Annotated in this window: 17 protein-coding genes; 13 read left to right on the top strand and 4 right to left on the bottom strand. The window is 68.0% G+C overall.

Annotated features, from left to right (window positions below):
- The first annotated feature begins 104 nt into the window (after positions 1–104).
- Positions 105–1,343 carry an MFS transporter gene (locus tag TSO5_RS27850; RefSeq protein WP_109154662.1) on the top strand — a complete coding sequence of 413 codons (1,239 nt, stop codon included), beginning with the start codon at positions 105–107 and terminating at the stop codon, positions 1,341–1,343.
- 8 nt (positions 1,344–1,351) lie between these two features.
- On the opposite strand, the gene TSO5_RS27845 is transcribed toward TSO5_RS27850, so the two are convergent.
- Complete coding sequence (locus TSO5_RS27845; protein WP_109154661.1) at positions 1,352–3,232, bottom strand: FHA domain-containing protein; 1,881 nt, start codon at positions 3,230–3,232, stop codon at positions 1,352–1,354.
- Positions 3,233–3,358: 126 nt separating this feature from the next.
- Here TSO5_RS27845 and TSO5_RS27840 point away from each other — a divergent pair, with 126 nt between their 5' ends.
- The 4 genes from TSO5_RS27840 to TSO5_RS27825 all read left to right on the top strand — a co-directional run bounded on the left by TSO5_RS27840 (position 3,359) and on the right by TSO5_RS27825 (position 8,070).
- Positions 3,359–4,882 carry a D-alanyl-D-alanine carboxypeptidase gene (locus TSO5_RS27840; protein ID WP_247870998.1) on the top strand — a complete coding sequence of 508 codons (1,524 nt, stop codon included), beginning with the start codon at positions 3,359–3,361 and terminating at the stop codon, positions 4,880–4,882.
- A 145-nt stretch (positions 4,883–5,027) separates the two neighbouring features.
- Positions 5,028–5,678 (top strand): chemotaxis protein, encoded by a 651-nt coding sequence (locus TSO5_RS27835; RefSeq protein ID WP_109154659.1) that lies wholly within the window; start codon positions 5,028–5,030, stop codon positions 5,676–5,678.
- Positions 5,679–5,752: 74 nt separating this feature from the next.
- On the top strand, positions 5,753–6,724 hold the full coding sequence (locus TSO5_RS27830; protein WP_109154669.1) for an endonuclease/exonuclease/phosphatase family protein: 972 nt from the start codon (positions 5,753–5,755) through the stop codon (positions 6,722–6,724).
- Positions 6,725–6,876: 152 nt separating this feature from the next.
- Positions 6,877–8,070, top strand: coding sequence for an acyltransferase (locus tag TSO5_RS27825; protein WP_348981068.1), 1,194 nt, complete (start codon positions 6,877–6,879; stop codon positions 8,068–8,070).
- On the opposite strand, the gene TSO5_RS27820 is transcribed toward TSO5_RS27825, so the two are convergent.
- From TSO5_RS27820 to hyi, 3 genes are all read right to left on the bottom strand, one after another.
- Complete coding sequence (locus TSO5_RS27820; protein ID WP_109154657.1) at positions 8,033–9,310, bottom strand: glycerate kinase; 1,278 nt, start codon at positions 9,308–9,310, stop codon at positions 8,033–8,035. The two genes, TSO5_RS27825 and TSO5_RS27820, sit on opposite strands and share 38 nt — an antisense overlap.
- A 241-nt stretch (positions 9,311–9,551) precedes the next feature.
- Positions 9,552–10,436, bottom strand: coding sequence for a 2-hydroxy-3-oxopropionate reductase (gene glxR / locus TSO5_RS27815; RefSeq protein ID WP_109154656.1), 885 nt, complete (start codon positions 10,434–10,436; stop codon positions 9,552–9,554).
- Positions 10,437–10,472: 36 nt separating this feature from the next.
- A complete protein-coding gene (gene hyi, locus TSO5_RS27810; protein ID WP_109154655.1) occupies positions 10,473–11,279 on the bottom strand; it encodes a hydroxypyruvate isomerase in 807 nt (268 codons plus the stop codon).
- A 297-nt stretch (positions 11,280–11,576) separates the two neighbouring features.
- Between hyi and TSO5_RS27805 the strand changes: the two genes are divergently transcribed.
- The 8 genes from TSO5_RS27805 to TSO5_RS27770 form a co-directional block, all read left to right on the top strand.
- Positions 11,577–13,622, top strand: coding sequence for an NADPH-dependent 2,4-dienoyl-CoA reductase (locus TSO5_RS27805; protein WP_109154668.1), 2,046 nt, complete (start codon positions 11,577–11,579; stop codon positions 13,620–13,622).
- A 345-nt stretch (positions 13,623–13,967) separates the two neighbouring features.
- On the top strand, positions 13,968–14,792 hold the full coding sequence (locus TSO5_RS27800; RefSeq protein ID WP_109076179.1) for a GntR family transcriptional regulator: 825 nt from the start codon (positions 13,968–13,970) through the stop codon (positions 14,790–14,792).
- Positions 14,792–15,856, top strand: coding sequence for a Gfo/Idh/MocA family oxidoreductase (locus tag TSO5_RS27795; protein WP_109154654.1), 1,065 nt, complete (start codon positions 14,792–14,794; stop codon positions 15,854–15,856). The genes TSO5_RS27800 and TSO5_RS27795 overlap by 1 nt, the downstream gene beginning before the upstream one ends.
- Positions 15,857–16,122: 266 nt before the next feature.
- Positions 16,123–16,764, top strand: a complete 642-nt coding sequence (locus TSO5_RS27790; protein ID WP_109154653.1) for a TerC family protein — start codon at positions 16,123–16,125, stop codon at positions 16,762–16,764.
- 529 nt (positions 16,765–17,293) lie between these two features.
- Positions 17,294–18,298, top strand: coding sequence for a TRAP transporter substrate-binding protein (locus tag TSO5_RS27785; RefSeq protein WP_109154652.1), 1,005 nt, complete (start codon positions 17,294–17,296; stop codon positions 18,296–18,298).
- Between the two features lie 85 nt (positions 18,299–18,383).
- Positions 18,384–18,923, top strand: coding sequence for a TRAP transporter small permease (locus TSO5_RS27780; RefSeq protein WP_109076175.1), 540 nt, complete (start codon positions 18,384–18,386; stop codon positions 18,921–18,923).
- Positions 18,914–20,197: a TRAP transporter large permease gene (locus TSO5_RS27775; protein WP_109154651.1), complete on the top strand. Its 1,284-nt coding sequence runs from the start codon at positions 18,914–18,916 to the stop codon at positions 20,195–20,197. Before TSO5_RS27780 ends, TSO5_RS27775 begins: the two co-directional genes overlap by 10 nt.
- Before the next feature lie 365 nt (positions 20,198–20,562).
- Positions 20,563–21,557: DUF4347 domain-containing protein (locus TSO5_RS27770; RefSeq protein WP_146203848.1), on the top strand; the 995-nt coding region annotated here is incomplete at its 3' end.

Here is a 21,557-nt window from a genome sequence, read left to right as displayed (position 1 = left end):
GCGGGGGTCCGGCAAATATCCTGACCCCGTCCCGGTCGCTTTCCGTCCCTCCCTGCCGCCGGGCCTTTCCCGTCCCCATCCTGCGCGACAGCGGAGTAACGACCATGGCTTCTGCCGGCCATAACGGCGACATGCGTGCCGGGGCGCAGCTGGCCTCGGCCCATCCCGGGCTGGTGCTGCTGGCGCTCGCCATGGGCGGTTTCGCCATCGGAACGACCGAATTCGCGACGATGAGCCTGCTGCCCTATTTCGCCCAGGGCCTGGGCATCGACGAGCCGACCGCGGGCCACGTCATCAGCGCCTATGCGCTGGGCGTCGTGGTGGGGGCGCCGGTGATCGCGGTTCTGGCGGCGCGGATCGCGCGGCGGACCCTGCTGATCGGGCTGATGGCGGTTTTCGCCGCCGCCAACGTGGCCAGCGCCTTTTCGCCCTCCTATGGCTGGATGCTGGTCTTCCGCTTCCTGAGCGGGCTGCCGCACGGCGCCTATTTCGGGGTCGCGGCCCTGGTCGCCGCCTCGCTGGTGCCGCCGCAGCGCCGGGCGCAGGCGGTGGCGCGGACCATGCTGGGGCTGACGGTGGCGACCATCGTCGGCGTGCCGATGGCCAACTGGATCGGGCAGGTGCTGGGCTGGCGCTGGGGCTTCGGCGTCGTCGGGCTGCTCGCCCTGCTGACGGTGTTGCTGGTCTGGATCTTCGCCCCCAACGACCGGCCGCACCCGGAATCCAGCCCGCTGCGGGAACTGGGGGCGCTGAAGCGGCGGCAGGTCTGGCTGACGCTGGGCATCGGCGCCATCGGCTTCGGCGGCATGTTCGCGGTCTATACCTATGTCGCCTCCACCCTGATGGAGGTGACCCAGGTGTCGCCGGCGGCGGTGCCGGTGGTGCTGGCGGTGTTCGGCGCCGGCATGACCGTCGGCACGCTGGTCAGCGCCTGGGCCGCCGACCGCGCCCTGATGCCGACCGTCGCCGTCATCCTGCTGTGGAGCGCCGGGTCGCTGGCGCTCTATCCCTTCGCCGCCGGCAATGTCTGGCTGGTGTCGGTGGTCGTCTTCATGATCGGCTGCGGCGGCGGGCTGGGCACGCCCCTGCAGGCCCGGCTGATGGATGTGGCGGAGGATGCGCAGACGCTGGCCGCCGCGCTGAACCACAGCGCCTTCAACGCCGCCAACGCGCTGGGCCCCTGGCTGGGCGGCATGGCGATCGCGGCGGGGTGGGGCTGGACCTCCACCGGCTGGGTCGGTGCCGCGCTGGCGCTGGGCGGTCTGGCGGTGTGGGCGGTGGCGATGCTGGATGACCGGGCTTCGGAGTCCCGGCTGGTGGCCGAAGCCTGCGCCGGCGACTGAACGGCCGTTCAGCGTCCCGCCAAATCCCAGGCGATGCGCGCCGGATGTTCGCCGAGGTCGAGGGAGCCGATGACGATCTCCCCCCGGCCGGACAGCGGCGCCACGTCGCCCAGCTTCAGCAGCCGCTGCTCGCCGTCCTGCGGCACCAGACGGGTGCCGTTGCGGCTGAGATCCTCCAGCGTGAAGGCGCCGTCGCGCAGCCGCACCACCGCATGCCGGCGCGAGGCGGAGGCATGGTCCAGCACGATCCCGCAGTCGGCGGAACGGCCGATCACGACGTCTTCGCCCGCATCGCGCAGAGCCACCGTCCGGCCCTGGTAGCTGAGCGTCAGGCGGGGGGCCGGCGCCGGCGGAGCCTGCATGTCGACGGTCATGTCCGTCGGCCGGGCCAACGGCGGGGCGGCGACACGCTGCCCAGCCACCACGCCGCTGCCGGTCACCGACACGCGCCGGTCGTCGGGGATGGTGGCGATCTTGGCGATCAGCCCGTCCGCCAGCGCCCGCGGGATGCCGGCGGCGCGCAGGCGGCGGCCCAGCCCTTCGCGCACCTCCTGGATGGAGGCGCCGGGGGCGGCCAGTTCCGCCGCGGACTTCACCCGGTTGAACTCGTCGGCGACGCGCTGGATGACGACGCTGATCTTCTTGTGGCCGTAGGGGCTGGCGCCGAGGTCGAGCAGATAGCCGAGCCGCCCCGCCGCCGTGTTGAAGCGGCCGGCCAGCCGCGTCATCGTCTCTTCGAAGGGCAGGTCGCTGCCGCCGGTCGCCCACACGGTCTTGCCGCGGCGGGTCAGCGATTCCGCCATCGCCGGGCCGCCCATATAGCCGTCGAAGGCGATCATGCCGTCGACGATGGCGGAGAAGGCGCGGGCGTCGCTGGCCGCCCCGGTGCGGGTCAGCGGGGTCAGCCCGTCCAGCCCGCCGCGGACGCGATGCAGCAGCGCCTCGCGCGTCCGGGCGAAGCCGAGCCCCGTCCCGTCGGAGGCCAGCGTGTTGGACAGGGCCAGAAGCGGTTCGGTGTGGGGCAGCCGGTCGTCCAGGTCGCCGCGCAGCGCCGCCAGCAGCGCCAGGATGGCGGAGGCGAGGTCGGGCGAATAGCCGATCAGGGCGCGGATCGGCTCCCGCCCGTCGACGATCTCCGCCGCGAATTCGTCGACCAGCCGGGTGCTCTCGCCGTCCTCCTCCTGGTGCAGGCGCAGGACGGCAGTCAGCTTGGCCCCCCATTCGCGGTGCGGTTCCAGCAGGGTGCCGAAGGCGTGGGTGACGATGCGGTCGCGCTCCTCCACCGGGCGGTCGACGGCGGCCAGCAGCAGGCCGGAAACCCCGCCGCGCATCAGCGCCTGATCGAAGGGGGCCAGCGTCTCCGATTTCTGGGCGAGATCCTTCAGCGCTGCGAACAGGCGGCTGAGCTGGTCGTAGCGCTCATGCGGCTTCAGCCCCAGCATCGGCGCCTGAAGGGTGGCGAGCCGGCTGATCGAGGGGTTGAACAGCAGCGCCTCGCGCTCGAAGTAGCGCAACGGATAGTAGCGGTGAAGCTGCTCCGACGGAATGACGCCCTGGTCGTCCCAGTAACCGCGCAGCAATCGCAGCAGGGTCATCCGGCTGTCGAAGGAGAAGACCTGCAGCACGTCGGTGCAGAGGTTGGCACTCTCGATCGGCGAAATGGTCGTCAGCTTGGCGCCGCCGGAGGAGGACTTCTGGAAGATCGTCTCCTCCCGTCCGGTGCCGGTGACCTTCACCACGCGCACCACCGGGAACTTGGCAAGGCGCAACAGGAAGTTGGCGCGTTCCGTCGCCGACTTCTCGTCGTCGAAGACGCCGTCGATGTTGGGCTTGCCGCCCTGTTCGACCACCACCTCGAAGCGCGCTTCGCGCCGTTTGGACATCGCCATAGCGTCCCCCCTTGACCATGCCCCGCTCCGGCATGGTGTCCGGCTACGTCCCCATCCGCTATTTCCAGCGATTTTTCACCAAAATACTTTATGAACCTTAACATCAGAAGCGGAAAGACCCTGACCTTGACCGCCAGCCAACAATCGGACTCCAACCGGTCGCGGCCGTCGCCGCGGCCATTGCTCGGCCGCCGCCCGTTCCTCGGCCTGTTCGGGGGCCTGTTCGGGGGCGTGCTCGGGGCGCTGGCCCTGCCGGGTGGCGGGGCCTGGGCGGCAGGGCAATCCAAGACCACCAATGGTTTAGAAAGTGGTTCGCTAGGGTATTTCCTGTTCGATCCCGACAGCGGCCGGGCGCTGGAGGAGCAGGCGGCGGACACCGCCTTCATCCCGGCGTCGGTGGCGAAGCTGCCGACGGTGGCGGCGGCGCTGGCGCTGCTGGGGCCGGACCATCGCTTCGCCACCCGCCTGCTGGGGACCGGGCCGCTGGAGGGCGGGGTGCTGCGCGGCGACCTGATCCTGCAGGGCGGCGGCGATCCGGCCCTGGCGACCGAAGGGCTGCTGCAGCTGTTGGGCGCGCTTGGCGCCGCCGGTTTGCGGCGGGTGGAGGGACGGTTCCTGTACGACACCGCGCTGCTGCCCGAACTGGCGGAGATCGACTCCGGACAGCCCTGGGCCGCGCCCTACAACACCGGGGTCGGGGCGCTGTCGCTGAACTACAACCGGGCCCTGCTGAACTGGCGGCGCGGCGGCACTCCCGCCGGGCCGGACGCGCTGACGGTGGCCGATGCCGGGCGGCTGCCGCTGGACAGCGTCACGGTCCGGCCGTTGGCCGCCGGCGGAGGCTTTCCGCTGCTGCCGGACGGGGTGGATCGCTGGCTGATGGCGCCGCCCTCCTCCGGCGAGGCGGGGGCCGCCTGGGTGCCGGTGGCGCGGCCGGGACTGGCCGCCGCCACGCTGTTCCGCCGGCTGGCCGCCGATGCCGGCATTGCCCTGCCGGCGCCCGTTGTCGGAAGCGGAGCGGCTGGGGCGCCATCCGGGGCGGCTGCTCTGGCGGTGCTGGACAGCCTGCCGCTGGCGGAACTGGCGCGCGGCCTGCTGCGCCATTCCAACAATTTGTCGGCCGAGGTGATCGGGCTGGCGGCGTCGAGCCGGCTGGAGCCGTCCCGGCCCGAGGCGCCCGCCACCACCCTGGACCGGTCGGCCGGGCTGCTGCAGCGCTGGCTGACGCGGCAGCCGATCGGGGGGATGAACTGGAACGGTAGCTGGAATGGTCTGCGGCTGGCCAACCATTCCGGGCTGGGCACCGGGTCGCGCGCCACGCCGCGGCAGATGGCGGCGCTGCTGCAGGCCGGCGGACCCGCCCTGTGGGACCTGCTGCCGGGGGAGGAGGACGGCAAGGCGCTGCCCCCCGGCGTCCATGCCAAATCGGGCACGCTGGCCTACGTCAAGGGGCTGGCCGGGCTGCTGACGGCGGCCAGCGGGCGGAGGCTGGGCTTCGTCCTGTTCATCGCCGACCCCGCCCGCCGGGCGGCGATGGATGCCGCGCTCGACCGCCGGGTGACCGCGACACCTGCGGAGGCGCGCGCCTGGGCCGCCGGTGCCGGCCGGTTGCAGGGCCAGATTCTGGAGCGGTGGGTTTCCACCTATTGACTGACATAGGTCATAGGCGGGAAGATAGCGCCTTCGCTAAAATGCAGATCAAAGTTGAATTGGCCTCAAGCGGCCTGCAACGGATTGATCGCCGTCCCGGCCGACCCATATCCGTGCACACCCGGCAGAGAGAACCCCAGATCCGATGATGACAGACCGTTCCTGCACCTCTACCGCGCGCAACGTCCTGCGCCGCCGGCTGGAACGTCAGGACGTCGCCGCCAACCGCTATCATGACCGGCGGCTGGGGGCGGAGGTCGTCAACATCGTCGTCGGCGGCTGCGTCGTCACCGACGACCCGAACGTCGTCATCACCACCACGCTGGGCTCCTGCGTCGCCGCCTGCCTGTATGATCCGGTGGCGGAGATCGGCGGAATGAACCATTTCCTGCTGCCCGACGCCGGGGGCGACACGCTGTCGCTGTCATCGCGCTACGGCGCCACGGCGATGGAGCAGCTGATCAACCGGCTGCTGACCGTCACCGGCCGGCGCGACCGGCTGCGCGCCAAGCTGTTCGGCGGGGCCAACGTCAACCTGACCACGCTGCGCACCGCCAACATCGGCCAGCGCAACGTCGAATTCGTCATGGAGTATCTGGCGACGGAGGGCATTCCCACCGTCAGCTGGGACGTCGGCGGCGCCAGCCCGCGCGCCGTGCGCTTCTTCCCCACCACGGGGCGCAGCCAGCGCCGGCTGATCGGCGACGAGACACTGCACGACATCGCCCGCAACGAATCGTCCTACATCGAGCATCTGCGCAAGTCGCGGATCGAAGGCGACGTCGAGCTGTTCTGATAAGCTCGACCGGCGGCGTTTCGCCAGCTATGGGCTACGCCGCCGACACCCGCCGTCCTTCCGCGGAGCCCTTCATGGCCGACACGCTGTTCCGGATCGCCACCTTCAATCTGGAAAACCTGGACGACGATGCCGACGAGCCGCCTTTCGAGGCGCGGATCGCCACGCTGCGCCCGCAGCTGGAGCGGCTGGAGGCCGACATCCTCTGCCTGCAGGAGGTTGATGCCCAGCATCCGGTGAAGAGCGAGCCGCGAACCCTGCGCGCGCTGTCCCGCCTGCTGGAGGGCACGCGCTATGCCGATTACCACGTCACCGCCGGCGATGCCCCGTCGCCGGCCGACCGCCACAATCCGGTGATCGTCAGCCGCTGGCCGATCCGGGCGGCGCGACTGCTGCGCCATCATCTGGTGCCGCCGGCCCGCGTGCGCCTCGCCACCGCCGACCCGGCGGCGGACACGGAGACGGAGGTCGGCTGGGACCGGCCGCTGCTGCATGCCGAGGTGGAGATGCCGGATGGCCGCATCCTGCATGTCTTCGACCTGCATCTGCGCGCGCCCATCGCCGCGCCGGTGCCGGGGCAGAAGGCCGGCGCCCAGACTTGGAAAACGGCGTCCGGCTGGGCGGAGGGCTTCTATCTCGCCTCGATCAAGCGGGCTGGGCAGGCGCTGGAGACGCGGATGGCTGTGGACCGGCTGTTCGACGCCGATCCCGACGCGCTGATCGTGGTGGCGGGTGACTGCAACGCCGACCTGGAGCAGACGGCGGTCCGCATCATCCGCGCCGCCTCCGACTTCACCGGCAATCCCGAACTGGCCGGCCGCGTGCTGGAGCCGCTGGAGGAGGCGATCCCGGAGGAGCGGCGCTACACCGTGCTGCATGCCGGCACGGCGGTGCTGCTGGACCATCTTATGACCTCGCCGCGCCTGACCGAGCGGCTGCGCGACATCGCCATCCACAACGAGGATTTGACCGACGAGGTCGACCACGCCGACGAGCCGTCGCCGGTCAGCTACCACGCGCCGGTGGTGGCGACCTTCTCGCTGTAGGACGGGAGACGGGGCTGCTTTCCATTTCCATCGGGACGGCTTCGTGACGTGACGGGCTGTGGGTTGTCCTTTTCCTGATTTCATGGATTCCCGCCGGGATTCCTGATATTTCCACGCCGAATCTCTGCCGTTATAAACAACGAAATTCATTAGTGTTCAGATTAATTCTTGATAATCAAAGGGTGCGGAGGACTGACTTGGGGGAAAATTCAAGAGTTCCTTGTCTGGATGGGTTGCGAGCTGTCGCAATTATTTTGGTGATTTCAAATCATTTGGTGCACTCTTCCGATATGTGGATTTTCAATAATCCACTGTCTTTCGTGTTTTCAAATGGGGTCCTTGGCGTTTTTCTGTTCTTCGTGGTCAGCGGTTTCATCATAACCCGCATGCTTATTGCGGAACATGAAGAATATGGGGAAATCAGGATTGGTGCTTTCTATTGGCGCCGGGCGCTTCGAATTGTTCCTGTTCTCTACGTATATATTTTGTCCGTTGTCCTGCTTGAGCCATACACTGGGATTGGCGTGAGCGCGGGAAGCATCGTCAGCGCCGCCACGTTTCTCCAGAATGTTTCGCCTTGGGCGGATGCCTGGCCGTTCGAGCATGTCTGGTCGCTGAGCGTCGAGGAACAATTCTATCTGCTTTGGCCCCTGGCGCTGTCCGCCGCCCTGCGGCGCGGCCGGGGGACCGCCATCCTCCTTGCCATCGTCCTGATCGCCGTGGCGACCGCATCGCGGATGGGGCTGTTCGTCTTCGCCCATGGCAGTTTCCTGGAACGCCGCGTCGGCGTTCTGTCGATCTGCCGGATGGATGCGCTGATGTTCGGATGTCTGGCGGCCTTGACGATGGGCATGCCGCTTTTCGAGCGCGTTTATCGCTGGGCCACCAGGGCGGTTTGGCTGTTGCCCGTGGTCCCCGTCCTGGTCTCCGGTTTGCTGGCCGGCGCCTTCGGGAATTATTATACCCTGTCGGTCGGGCAGGCGGTCGATGGGGCCTGCATCGTGTTTTACATGACCTGGCTTTTGCGGAACCCGGAAAGCAGGGCCCATGCCATCCTGAACGGCAGGATCATGGTGCATATCGGGTTGGTGTCGTACAGCCTCTATATCTGGCAGACCTATTTCCTGCATCGGCTGAACGACGGCTGGTCCGGTTCCTTTCCGGTCAATCTTCTGGTGATCCTGCTGCTGGCCGAGGCGTCTTATTGGGGAATCGAACGGCCGGTCAGAGCGCTTCGCCTGCGAATCGAGAACGCCCGGGGGCGGACGGTGCTGTCGACGCTGACGCTTGCACCGTCCCCTCGTCCGGTCAATTCCGGTCGATCACGATCACCCGGAAGTCGTTGACGTTGGTCCGCGTCGGGCCGGTGACGACCAGATCGCCCAGCGCCTTGAAGAAGCTGTAGCCGTCGTTGTTGGCGAGGAAGGCCTTGGCGTCGAGGCCCATCTCCTCGGCGCGGGCCAGCGTGTCGGGACGCAGGATGGCGCCGGCATTGTCCTCCGTCCCGTCGATACCGTCGGTGTCGAAGGCGGCGGCCCAGATGCCGGGCTGGCCGTCCAGCGCCACCGCCAGCGCCAGCAGGAATTCGACGTTGCGGCCGCCGCGGCCCTGGCCGCGTACCGTCACCGTGGTCTCGCCGCCGGACAGGATCACGGCGGGGACCGGGGCCGGCTGGCCATGGCGGGCGACCTGCCGGGCGATGCCGGCATGGACCTTGGCGACCTCGCGCGATTCGCCCTCGATGGCGTCGCCGAGGATGACCGGGCTGTAGCCGCGGTCGCGGGCGAGTGCCGCCGCCGCTTCCAGCGCGTCCTGCGGGGTGGCGATGATGGTGGTCTCGGCGCCGGAGAGACGTGGATCGCCGGGCTTCGGCGTCTCGTCCCCGGCGGCCTCCAGGAAGGCGGCGACGGCCGGCGGCGGGGTGATGTTGTACTTGGCCAGGATGGCGCGGGCGTCGGCGAAGCTGGTCGGGTCGGGGACGGTCGGGCCGCTGGCGATCACCGACGGGTCGTCGCCCGGCACGTCGGAGACCAGAAGCGACACGACGCGGGCCGGGTGGGCCATGGCGGCGAGCCGGCCGCCCTTTACCGCCGACAGGTGCTTGCGCACGCAGTTCATCTCGCCGATGTCGGCGCCGCTCTTCAGCAGCGCCTTGGCGACGGCGCGCTTGTCCTCCAGCGTGATGCCGGGAGCAGGCAGGGCCAGCAGGGCGGAACCGCCGCCGGAGATCAGGCAGAGCACGAGGTCGTCGGCGGTCAGCCCCTGCACCATGTCGACGATGCGGCGGGCGGCCTCCTGCCCGGCGGCGTCGGGCACCGGATGGCTGGCCTGCACCACCTCGATCCGCTCGGTCGGCAGGTCGTGGTCGTAGCGGGTGACGACGAGGCCGGTGAGCGGCCCCGGCCAGTTGTCCTCCACCGTCTTCGCCATGGCCGCCGCCGCCTTGCCGGCGCCGATGACCACAGTGCGGCCCTTCGGCGGCTGCGGCAGGGCCGCCGGCAGCCGGGTCTCGGCGGTCACCGCGGTGAGGGCCGCCTGGAACAGGTCATGGAGCAGGGCGTCGGCAGTCTTGGCGGTGGTGGTCATGGTCGCTCGGGCGTCATGGGGGGCGGGGCGGGTAGAATGCACACAAATGAGGGGTGGGCCAATGGTTTGGGTGGGGTGGTGTTGGGCGCCGGTTGCCCCCTCCCTAACCCTCCCCCACCTACGGTGGGAGAGGGAACTCCGCCGCTTTCGCGACTAACTCCCTCTACCGCGAAGCGGGGGAGGGGAGGGGCCCATGCGTCAGCATGGGAAGGGAGGGGGCAACCCGGCGCCGAACCTTAGCTCACTTCGACCCGACCTCGTGCCCGGCCAGCAGCTCCAGCGCGCGGAGCATGCCGGAATGGTCCCAGGCCGAGCCGCCCTGCGCCGCGCAGGCGTTGAACAGCTGCTGGCAGCTGGCGGTGTGCGGCAGCGACAGGTTCAGCGCCTTGGCGCCGCTCAGCGCCAGGTTCAGGTCCTTCTGGTGCAGCTCGATGCGGAAGCCGGGGGTGAAGTTGCGGTTGATCATCCGCTCGCCATGGACCTCCAGGATGCGGGAGGAGGCGAAGCCGCCCATCAGCGCCTGACGGACCTTGGCCGGATCGGCGCCGGCCTTCGACGCGAACAGCAGGGCTTCCGCCACCGCCTCGATGGTCAGCGCGACGATGATCTGGTTGGCGACCTTGGTGGTCTGGCCGTCGCCGTTGCCGCCGACCAGCGTGACGTTCTTGCCCATCTTGTCGAACAGCGGCTTGACCGTGTCGAAGGCCTCCTGCGGACCGCCGACCATGATGGTCAGCGAGGCGGCCTTGGCCCCGACCTCGCCGCCCGACACCGGCGCGTCGAGGTAGGCGCAGCCCAGGTCGTTGATGCGCTTGGCGTATTCCTTGGTCTCGATCGGCGAGATGGAGGACATGTCCACCACGATCTTGCCCGACGACAGGCCGGCGGCGACGCCGTTCTCGCCGAACAGGGCGGCGCCGACATGGGGGGTGTCAGGCACCATGGTGATGATGACCTCGGTCGCCGCCGCGACCTCCGCGCCGCTCGGGCAGGGGATGGCGCCCTTGGACGTCAACTCGGCCGGGACCGGCTTGATGTCGTGGACATAGAGCGTGTGACCGGCGTCCAGCAGGTGCCCCGCCATCGGGGTGCCCATGATGCCGAGACCGATGAATCCGACCTTCATGACTGTGGTCCTTTCTCGCGTGATTTTGGGGGCGTCTCAGACGTGCGCCGGTTCGGTCTTGTAGGGGGCGAACCAGCCGAGCCCCTCGTCCGTCGTCGTCTTCGGCTTGTATTCGCAGCCGACCCAGCCGCTGTAGCCGATGGCGTCCAGATGCTTGAACAGGAAGGGATAATTGATCTCGCCGGTGCCGGGCTCATTGCGGCCGGGGTTGTCGGCCAGCTGGACATGGGCGATGCGGGCAAGATTGGCCTCGATCGTGCGGGCCAGATCGCCTTCCATGATCTGCATGTGGTAGATGTCGTACTGCACGTACAGATTGTTGGAGCCGACCTTGTCGATCAGGTCCAGCGCCTGCTTCGTGCGGGTCAGGTAGAAGCCGGGGATGTCGCGGGTGTTGATCGGCTCGACCAGCAGCTTGATCCCGGCGCCGGCCAGCGCGTCGGCGGCATAGGCGAGGTTGCCGACCAGCGTGCTTTCGGCCGCGGCGGCGTCGCCACCCCCGGCGTTCCCTTGGGGCAGGATGCCGACGAGGCAGTTGACCTGTTTGCAGCCCAGCGTGCCGGCATAGTCGATGGCACGGGCGACGCCGTCGCGGAATTCCTGCACGCGGTCGGGCATGATGGCGATGCCGCGCTCCCCGCCGCCCCAGTTGCCAGCGGGCAGATTGTGCAGGACCTGGGTCAGCCCATGCCGGCGCAGCTTCTCGGCCAGCGCGTCGGCGGGGAAATCATAGGGAAACAGGTACTCGACCCCACGGAAGCCGGCATCGGCCGCCGCGGCGAATCGGTCGAGAAAGGGACGCTCGTTGTAGAGCATCGTCAGGTTGGCGGCGAATTGCACCATGACCGAACTCCCGGTTACGCGAATTGGCCGCCGCGGATGGAGGGGCGGCCCTTGGGATGGGAGCTTGACCGCCGCGCAGGTCCTTGAGCCAGTTCGCCGAACGGCTTTTTCACACAGCGGAAAGCGGGGTGTGCGAACGATCGGGCCTCAGAGGGCGCTGGCGGCGGTCGCGGAACTCAGTTGACGCTTACGTCAACCTGAACTAGGCTTTGCGGCACCAATTATCCGTCTGCCCAGCGCCGCAAGAAGCGCGGGTTCCATAACCGGAGGAAGTGTCCCGTGACCCAGCCCGAGACCATGCCCGGCTCCCAGCCCTACCCGCATCTGCTGGCCCCGCTCGATCTCGGCTTCACGGTGCTGAAGAACCGGGTGCTGATGGGGTCGATGCACACCGGGCTGGAGGATCGGCGCCGCCATTTCCCACGGCTGGCCGCCTATTTCGCCGAGCGGGCGCGCGGCGGGGTCGGGCTGATGGTGACCGGCGGCTTCTCGCCGAATGTGGAGGGGTGGCTGTCACCCTTCGGCTCCACCCTGGCGCGGCATGGGGCGGCGCGGGCGCACCGGGTCATCACCGACGCGGTGCATGCCGAAGGCGGCAAGATCGCGCTGCAGATCCTGCATGCCGGCCGCTATGCCTACAGCCCGCTGTCGGTGGCGCCATCGCGCATCAAGTCGCCGATCACCCCCTTTACCCCACGTGCCCTGACCGCGCGGGGTGTGGAGCGCCAGATCCGCGCCTATGTCCGCTGCGCCGAACTGGCGCGCGAGGCCGGCTATGATGGGGTGGAGGTGATGGGGTCGGAAGGCTACCTGATCAACCAGTTCCTGGTGACCCACACCAACCAGCGCACCGACAAATGGGGCGGGCCTTACGAGAACCGCATGCGCTTCCCGGTGGAGATCGTGTCGCGCATGCGCGAGGCGGTCGGGCGCGACTTCATCATCATCTACCGCCTGTCGATGCTGGACCTGATCCCCGACGGCAGCACGTGGGAGGAGGTGGTGCAGCTTGCCCAGGCCATCGAGCGGGCCGGCGCCACCATCATCAACACCGGCATCGGCTGGCACGAGGCGCGGGTGCCGACCATCGCCACCAGCGTGCCGCGTGCCAACTTCGCCTGGGTGACGGGCAAGCTGAAGGGTGCGGTTTCGATCCCGCTCTGCACCACCAACCGCATCAACACGCCCGAGGTCGGCGACGCGGTGATCGGCGAGGGGCTGGCCGACATGGTGTCGATGGCGCGGCCCTTCCTGGCCGATCCGGACTTCGTCGCCAAGGCGGCGGCCGGCCGGCCGGAGGCGATCAACACCTGCATCGCCTGCAATCAGGCCTGTCTGGATCACATCTTCTCCGGTAAGACGGCCAGCTGTCTGGTCAACCCGCGCGCCTGCCACGAGACGGAACTGGTGATCGCCCCCGCCGTGAAGCGCAAGCGCGTCGCCGTGGTCGGTGCCGGCCCGGCCGGATTGGCCTGTGCCACCACGGCGGCGGAGCGCGGGCATGAGGTGCATCTGTTCGACGCGGCCGAGGAGATCGGCGGCCAGTTCAACATGGCCAAGCTGATTCCCGGCAAGGAGGAGTTCTTTGAAACCCTGCGCTATTTCCGCAACCGGCTGGCGGAGACGGGCGTGGCGTTGCATCTGGGGCGGCGGGTGACGGCCGAGGACCTGACTGGGGCCGGCTTCGACGAGGTGGTGCTGGCGACCGGGGTGGTTCCGCGCGACCCGAAGATCCCCGGCCAGGACCATCCCAAGGTGCTGACCTATGTCGACGTGCTGCGCGGCGCCAAGCCGGTTGGCCAGCGTGTCGCGGTGGTGGGGGCCGGCGGCATCGGCTTCGACCTTGCCGAGTTCCTGGCGCAGGAGGAACCGTCGCCCAGCCTCGACCCGGCGCTGTGGCGCGCCGAATGGGGGGTGGCCGACCCGGCCGAGGCGCGCGGCGGCGTCGCCGGCATCCGCCCCCACCTGACGCCGCCGGTCCGCGAGATCGTGCTGCTCCAGCGCAAGGCGACCAAGCCCGGCGCCGGCCTGGGCAAGACCACCGGCTGGATCCACCGGGCACAGCTGAAGATGAAGACCATCAAGGCGCTGTCCGGCGTGAACTACGAGCGCATCGACGACGAGGGGCTGACCGTCAGCTTCGGCGAAAAGCGCGAGAAGGTGCAGACGCTGGCGGTCGATACCATCGTTCTGTGCACCGGGCAGGAACCGCTGCGTGAGCTGCACGCCCCGCTGGAGGCCGCCGGCATCGCCGTCCACCTGATCGGCGGCGCCGACGTCGCGGCCGAACTGGACGCCAAGCGCGCCATCGCCCAGGGGACGAGGCTGGCGGCGGGGCTGTAGGGGCTATCCGTACCGGTTATGGGTTTTGGCGCGGCATCAATGCACTGACGTTGGCTCAAACCGTAATCGAAACATTACGATTTCGACCGTCATTCCCGCGAAGGCGGGAATCCAGACTTTGCAAGCCATTGCACTGGAAACTCTGGATCCCCGCCTTCGCGGGGATGACGGCCGAGAAGCTAATTTTGGTACTTATGCTCTGTCATTTCACTTCTTCACAGCCGTGGCGGGAGTGAGGGCGCCTTTGTCACACCCATGGGCGGACGCATCACGAGCGAAACTGCTTGCCGTTCCAGCTAATATATTAGTATTCTGAGGCATGTGCTTCTGAGGAGGCTGGACGCCATGCCATCGGGCAACCCGCCGGCCAAAACCGGTTCCATTGCGGTCCCCCCGCCATCAACGACGCCGACCCTGTCGGCCAAGGCCGCTCCGCTCTTGAGCCGCCCGCCGGCACGCCGGGACATGCGGCGCGGTCCGACCGCCGCCGACGCCATCCACCGTGACCTGCGGGCGGAGATCGTGTCGCTGAAGCGCAAGCCGGGCGAACCCATCGCCGAGAAGCAGATCGCCGAGGCCTATGGCGTCAGCCGCACGCCGGTGCGCGAGGCGGTGCTGCGGCTGGCCGACGAAGGGCTGATCGAGATTTTTCCGCAGTCCGGCACCTTCGTCGCCCGCATTCCACTGGGCGCCCTGCCGGAAGCCGGCGTGATCCGCAAGGTGCTGGAGCGGGCGACCGTGCGCTTCGCCGCCGAACGCGCCACTCGCAGCCAGATCGCAGCATTGCACGCCTGCCTGGAACAGCAGCGCGAAGTCGATGCGGAAGGCGACGCCGACGGCTTCCATCAGGCCGACGAGGCCTTCCACGCCCAGATCACCGAGATGGCGGGCTACCCCGGCTTCTGGGGCATCATCCAGCAGGCGAAGGTCCAGCTCGACCGCTGTCGCCGCCTGACCCTGCCGGTCCCCGGCCGCATGCGCACGGTGATCGCCGAGCATGAGGCCATCGTCGAGGCCATCGCCGGCCACGACCCCGATCGGGCCGAACAGAGCCTGATCCGGCATCTGGACAATCTGCAGATCACGGTGGACGACGTGCGCAACGCCGCCCCGCTCTATTTCTCCGGCAGCCTGACCGACGGGGCCGCCCTTCCCGATGGAGCACCCTGATGACGAACGAAGCCCGCCGCCGCGTCGGCGTCATCGGACTGGGCATGGCCTCGGCCCCGCATGCGCAGAGCCTGATCGATCTGGCCGACCGGGTGGAGGTGGCGGGCTGCTTCAGCCCCTCGGCCGAGCGTCGCGCCGCCTTCGCCGCCCGCCACGGCCTGCCGGTGGTCGACCGGTTGGAGGCGCTGCTGGAGGACCCGGCGCTGTCGGCCGTCCTGCTGCTGACTCCGCCCGACACCCATGCCGATCTGGTGGCGCGCTGCGCCGCCGCCGGCAAGCATGTGCTGCTGGAAAAGCCGCTGGACGCCACGCCTGAGGGCGCGCGGGCGGTGGTCGCCGCGATGGAAACCGCCGGGCTGACGTTGGGTGTCATGCTGCAGCACCGCTTCCGGGCATCGGTGGAGCGGCTGGCCGGGTTGATGCGCGACGGCGTGCTGGGCCGGCCGCTGACGGCGGCGGTTTCGGTGCGCTGGTGGCGCGACGCCGCCTATTACGCCCAGCCCGGCCGCGGCAAGAAGGCGCGCGACGGCGGCGGCGTGCTGCTGACCCAGGCGATCCACACGCTGGACGCCTTCGTCAGCCTGCTCGGCCTGCCGGATCAGGTCGCGGGATTTGCCGCGACGAGCGTCTTGCGCAGCCCGGAAATGGGTATGGACACGGGCATGGACACAGAGGATGTGGTCGCCGCCGCGCTCCGCTACGGCAACGGCCTGCTGGCGACCGTCGATGCGACGACCGCCGCCTATCCCGGCTATCCGGAGCGGATCGAGATCGCCGGGACCGAAGGGTCTGCGGTGCTGGCCGGCGATCGGCTGGAGGTGCAACTGGTCACCGGCGAGCGCATCGTCGAGGGGCAGGACGGCGCCACGCTGGGCGGCGGGGCCGACCCGATGGCCTTTTCCCACCAGCACCACCGCGCCGTGCTGTCCGACTTCCTCGACGCGCTCGACCAGGGGCGCCGGCCGCGGGTGGACGGGCGCGAGGCGCTGAAGGTCCACCGGCTGATCGAGGCGCTGCTGGAGGCCGCAGGCAGCGGCAGAATCGTGGAGGTCGGCACTCCCTGATCGCCACTCCTCCCAGCGATTCCAGGGGTCGCAAGCGCGGCCTTGCGGAATCCACCACTTTGGCGTAAAGCGCCAGAACCAGGCCGGGCCCCTCTGGCAACCGTCACCGGTTGCGATGTCGGACTGGGAAGACAAGGAGCGGCCCGCGCCCCGTGCCCCTGACCGGCGCCTCCCGTCCGATGGTCTCGGCGTGACCCGACCGGTCGGCACGGACTTCGCGCGGCTTCTCCTCGCACATTCATCGTGATGCGAGGATTTCCGCTCAAATGACGGAATTATTCACCACAGAGGCGCTCTTTGCGCTGCTCCAGGTCATCATGATCGATCTGGTGCTGGCCGGCGACAATGCCATCGTCATCGGTCTGGCCGCCGCCGGATTGCCACGGGAGCATCGCGGCAAGGCGATCCTGATCGGCATCCTGGCGGCCACCGTTCTGCGCATCGCCTTCGCGGCCGTCACCACCCAGCTTCTCCAGATCATCGGGCTGCTGCTGGCCGGCGGTGTGCTGCTGCTGTGGGTCTGCTGGAAGATGTGGCGCGAACTGCGCCAGTCGCACGAGGAGGACGAGGCGGTCGAGGCGCTGGAAGACGATGGCGGCGCCGAAGCCGCCGGGCCGCGCAAGACCCTCGGTCAGGCGGTCTGGCAGATCGTGATCGCCGACGTGTCGATGTCGCTCGACAATGTTCTGGCCGTCGCAGGTGCAGCGCGCGAGCATCTGGGGGTGCTGGTCATCGGCCTGACGCTGTCCATCGCCCTGATGGGGCTTGCCGCCAGCGTCATCGCCCGCGTCCTGCACAAGCACCGCTGGCTGGCCTATGTCGGCCTCTCCATCATCCTCTACGTCGCTCTGCACATGATCTACCGCGGCGCCATCGAGGTGTGGCCCCTGGTGAACGGCCACGCCTGATCGGCCAGGGCGGCCGGCTGCCGCTTTCCAGCGGCCGCGGGGGAGGGACGCGGGGGAGGGGCGTGGAGAGCGCTGGGGCTGAATGTCGCACTCGCCCCCTCGCGAGGATTTGTGATCTGGCTGAAACCCGCTCCTGCGGTCACTTTGTCCCTCTCCGCGCCAATCCGATTCTGATTAATGTCCAAACGGTAGTTGCCTCTTTGAACTTTCAGGGTTGCGCGCAGATTGATATACTAATATCCTAAGAAACAAGAACGGGGCGCCGCAGCCAAGCGGTGGCTGGATATGAATGGGGGCGAGGGCAGGGCCGGCGGCGGCCAGTTGCGACTTCCCGGTCGCACGATCCGGTCGCAGCGCTGCGAAAGCCAGGCGTCGCAATGGCCTCTCACCCATGCTCCACCTGCCGCCGGTCCCCAATTCGTCCAGTCACGTGCGGGCGGCCCGCCGCCCACCAGGTAAACCGCAAACACCAGAACAAGAGAGGCCGGATCGCGTAAGGCTCCGGCTCCGTAATCAGGAGGAGATCCTAATGAAGTTTGGTCTGACTTCGATCCGCACTGCAATGCTGACCGCCTGTGCGATCTGCGGCATCCTGGCCGCCCCGATGCTGTCGGCGCCGGCCGATGCGCGTGACTTCCGATCCGCCGACATCCACCCGACCGACTACCCCACCGTCGAGGCGGTGCGCTATGTCGGCAAGCTGGTGGCCGAGCGCAGCAACGGCAAGCTGGGCGTCAAGGTGTTTCCGAACGGCGCCCTGGGGACCGAGAAGGACACCATCGAGCAGCTGAAGATCGGTGCGCTGGAGATGATGCGCATCAACGTGGCGCCGCTGAACAACGTGGTGCCGGAGACGATGGTCACCGCGCTGCCGTTCATCTTCCGCGACACCGGCCACATGCGCCGTGTCCTGGACGGCCCGATCGGTGATGAAATCCTGGCGGCGATGGAAAGCCAGGGCATGATCGGTCTGGCCTTCTACGACAGCGGCTCGCGCAGCATGTATTCGGCCGCCAAGCCCTACAAGACGCTGGCCGACATGAAGGGCGCCAAGATCCGCGTCCAGCAGTCGGACCTGTTCGTCGCCATGATCCAGGCGCTGGGCGCCAACGCCACGCCGATGCCCTTCGGCGAGGTCTACACCGCGCTGAAGACCGGCATCGTCGATGCCGCCGAGAACAACTATCCGTCCTATGAATCCTCGCGCCACTTCGAGGCGGCCAAGTACTTCACCCTGACCGAACACGCGATGGCGCCGGAAGTGCTGGTCTTCTCCAAGATCGCCTGGGACCGCCTGTCGAAGGACGATCAGGCCCTGATCCGCAAGGCCGCCAAGGACTCGGTGCCCTACATGCGCAAGCTGTGGGACGAGCGCGAGCTGAAGTCCAAGGAGATCGTCACCCAGGCCGGCGCCCAGATCGTCGAGGTGACGAACAAGCAGGAATTCATCGACGCGATGAAGCCGGTCTACGCCCAGTTCGCGAACACGCCGAAGCTGCAGAGCCTCGTCCAGCGCGTCCAGGAAACCAAGTAACGACCGTCCGGTAACGTTAAAGAAGGGGTGACGCGCGGCTTCGTCCCAGGGAGGACGGGCCGCGCCTCGCCAGGGGAGCAGCGGCATGGATATCGAGCTGCAGGCAATGGACGTCAGTCCGCCATATAGCGGCGGCTGGCTGACCCGGATGAACGCGACGCTGGCCAGGACCGGCATGTATGTCGCCATCCTCGGCCTGATGATGATCGTCGGCGTCGTCTTTTATCAGGTGTTCGGCCGCTATGTGCTGAACAACTCACCGACCTGGGCGGAAAGCATGGCGATCCTGCTGGTGCTTTACGTCACGCTGATCGGCGCCGCCGTCGGCGTCCGCGACGCCGGGCATATCGGGCTGGAGTCGCTGCTGGTGATGCTGTCGGACAATGCGCGCCGCAAGATGGACATGCTGATCTACACGCTGGTCGGCATCTTCGGCGCCTGCATGGCCTACAATGGCTGGGTGCTCGGCAGTTCGGTGGCCCATTACACCATTCCCAACCTGCACATCTCCGAAGCCTTCCGCTATGTGCCTCTGGTGCTGTCGGGCGTGCTGATCGTGCTGTTTTCCATCGAGCATGTCGTCGCCATCGTGCGCGGCGAGGAGGTTAAGCCGTCATGGAACTGACCCTCCTGTCGATCACCTTCTTCGGCTTCCTCATCCTCGGCATTCCGGTCGCCTTCGCCATCGGACTGTCGGCACTCTGCACCATCCTCTATGAAGGCCTGCCCGTCGCGGTCGTCTTCCAGCAGATGATGTCGGGCATGAACGTCTTCTCGTTCCTTGCCATTCCCTTCTTCGTCTTCAGCGGCGAGTTGATGCTGCACGGCGGCGTCGCCGACAAGATCGTCGCCGCGGCCAAGAGCATGGTCGGCCATATCCGCGGTGGCCTGGGCATGTCCAACGTCGTCGCCTGCACGCTGTTCGGCGGCGTCGCCGGCTCGCCGGTCGCCGACGTGTCGGCCATGGGTGCCGTGATGATCCCGATGATGAAGCGGGAAGGCTACCACGCCGACTATGCGGTCAACGTCACCACCCATGCCGCACTCGTCGGCGCGCTGATGCCGACCAGCCACAACATGATCATCTATGCGCTGGCCGCCGGCGGAAAGGCGTCCATCGGATCGCTGATCGCCGCGGGGTTGATGCCGGCGGCTCTGCTGATGGTCTGCAACCTGGGTGCCGCCTATTTCGTCGCGGTCAGGCGCGGCTATCCGAAGGGGGAATTCCCCGGCTGGGACATCCTGCTGCACTCCTTCGCCGCGGCACTGCCTGGCCTGCTGATCGTCGTCATCATCCTGGCGGGCATCACCACCGGCGTGTTCACCGCGACCGAGTCCGCTTCGGTGGCCGTGATCTACGCGCTGCTGCTCACCACCTTCGTCTATCGCACGCTCAGCTGGGAGAAGTTCCTGGCCGCCGCCGCCAAGACGGTGAAGACCACCGGCGTGGTGCTGCTGCTGATCGGCGTGTCGACGATGTTCCAGTACCTCATGGGGCTCTATGAGGTGGCGGACATGACCGGCGAGCTTCTGGCCGGCGTGTCGACCAATCCGCTGATGATCTTCCTGCTGATCAACATCATCCTGTTCCTGCTGGGCACCTTCATGGACATGGCCAGCACCATCCTGATCTGCACGCCGATCTTCCTGCCGATCGCCATGCAGTACGGGATGGACCCGGTGCAGTTCGGCATCGTCATGCTGATCAACTGCGCCCTTGGCCTGAACACCCCGCCGGTCGGCACCACCCAGTTCATCGGCTGCGCCATCGGCGGCGTGTCGGTGGGCGAGGTGATGCGCTCCATCACGCCCTTCTACGGGGCGCTCTTCGTGGCGCTTCTGCTGGTCACCTATGTCCCGGCCTTCTCACTGTGGCTGCCGCGCATGCTGATGCATTGAGACGGAGCGGGTTTAGGCCCTCCTGAACGACTTCTCTCCTGGACTGGGCCATCGGGATCTTCCCGGTGGCCCATTTTTTATGCGCGATCGGCCCTGTGCTAATCCCTAATTGGAGGTAATTGAGCGGGAGACACCCCAATTTGGGAAAAAGAGTGGCAAGCCGCCGCAACAGGCTGAGCCAGCCGGATGGCGTCGAAATCGATAGCAACTGTACTGCTTGCGCTTCCGGAGAGAAAAAGGTCGCCCGGCCGGGGCTGATGCTTCCCAAGGAATGATCGGCTTATTGGACGTTGTTCTGTGGACATGATCCCGTACATCACAGACGAGCAAAACGATTTCCAACAACTCCCCAGAAAGGGGTTTTCATGCACGGGATCATTCTTGCCGACGCCGGTCTGTCCGACATCGATGCGCTGATCGGCCGCCACGCGCCGGACATGACGGTGGTCCGGGTCGCCGCCGACGAGGACGCCGTCGCCCTGCTTGCCGAGGCGCTGGAAACGGCATCGGCGACGGGTTCCACCGCGGTCCACCTGATCGCCCATGGCGCGCCGGGCGTGGTGAAGCTGGGGGCGATGCCGCTCGACACCAGCGCCCTGTTCGACCGCCGCTGGCCCGATGCGACCGGCTGCGAGATCCTGATCCACGCCTGCGACGTCGGCGCCGGCAGCAACGGCCGCCGCTTTGTCGAGCGTCTGGCCGCCGTCACCGGCGCCCGCGTCGCCGCCGCCAGCCATCCGGTCGGCCATGCCGACCAGGGCGGTTCGTGGGATCTCGACGTGGTGACCGGCCCGATCCTGGCCGCCCGCCCGTTCGCGGGGGCGGAGGCCTGGCCGCACACTCTGGCCTACAGCGGCACGGCGACCAGCGGCAACGACACGCTGATCGGCGACAATGGCGGCAACACCATCAACGGGCTGGCCGGCAACGACAGCATCACCGGCGGCACCGGCAACGACAGCCTGATCGGCGGCTTGGGCGACGACACGCTGGTCGGCGGCGGCAACAGCGGCCAGTCGGCCGGCGACACCATGAATGGCGGGCTGGGCGCCGACCATTATGTCGGCGGCAGCGGCTTCAACATCGTCACCTACGAGAACGCCACCACCGGCCTCACCCTGGACCTGACCAACGGCGCCAACAACACCGGCGAGGCGGCCGGCGACACCTTCGTCAACATCCAGCGCTGGGTCGGGTCGGAGCATGCCGACAGCCTGACCGCCGGCGACAGCGCCGTGTGGTTCTGGGGCCATGGCGGCAACGACGTCGAGTATGGCGGGGCCGGCAACGACACGCTGGAGGCCGGCGACGGCAACGACACCATCTTCGGCGGCGGCGGCACCGACCTGATGTATGGCCG

The sequence above is a fragment of the Azospirillum sp. TSO5 genome (assembly GCF_003116065.1).
Classification (GTDB): Bacteria; Pseudomonadota; Alphaproteobacteria; order Azospirillales; family Azospirillaceae; genus Azospirillum.
This window is presented reverse-complemented; position numbering and strand designations above follow the sequence as displayed.

Coding starts and splice junctions, on each gene's coding strand:
- TSO5_RS27850 (WP_109154662.1), top strand. CDS start 105: ATGGCTTCTGCCGGCCATAACGGCGACATGCGTGCCGGGGCGCAGCTG.
- TSO5_RS27845 (WP_109154661.1), bottom strand. CDS start 3,232: ATGGCGATGTCCAAACGGCGCGAAGCGCGCTTCGAGGTGGTGGTCGAA.
- TSO5_RS27835 (WP_109154659.1), top strand. CDS start 5,028: ATGATGACAGACCGTTCCTGCACCTCTACCGCGCGCAACGTCCTGCGC.
- TSO5_RS27830 (WP_109154669.1), top strand. CDS start 5,753: ATGGCCGACACGCTGTTCCGGATCGCCACCTTCAATCTGGAAAACCTG.
- TSO5_RS27820 (WP_109154657.1), bottom strand. CDS start 9,310: ATGACCACCACCGCCAAGACTGCCGACGCCCTGCTCCATGACCTGTTC.
- glxR (WP_109154656.1), bottom strand. CDS start 10,436: ATGAAGGTCGGATTCATCGGTCTCGGCATCATGGGCACCCCGATGGCG.
- hyi (WP_109154655.1), bottom strand. CDS start 11,279: ATGGTGCAATTCGCCGCCAACCTGACGATGCTCTACAACGAGCGTCCC.
- TSO5_RS27805 (WP_109154668.1), top strand. CDS start 11,577: ATGCCCGGCTCCCAGCCCTACCCGCATCTGCTGGCCCCGCTCGATCTC.
- TSO5_RS27800 (WP_109076179.1), top strand. CDS start 13,968: ATGCCATCGGGCAACCCGCCGGCCAAAACCGGTTCCATTGCGGTCCCC.
- TSO5_RS27795 (WP_109154654.1), top strand. CDS start 14,792: ATGACGAACGAAGCCCGCCGCCGCGTCGGCGTCATCGGACTGGGCATG.
- TSO5_RS27790 (WP_109154653.1), top strand. CDS start 16,123: ATGACGGAATTATTCACCACAGAGGCGCTCTTTGCGCTGCTCCAGGTC.
- TSO5_RS27785 (WP_109154652.1), top strand. CDS start 17,294: ATGAAGTTTGGTCTGACTTCGATCCGCACTGCAATGCTGACCGCCTGT.
- TSO5_RS27780 (WP_109076175.1), top strand. CDS start 18,384: ATGGATATCGAGCTGCAGGCAATGGACGTCAGTCCGCCATATAGCGGC.
- TSO5_RS27775 (WP_109154651.1), top strand. CDS start 18,914: ATGGAACTGACCCTCCTGTCGATCACCTTCTTCGGCTTCCTCATCCTC.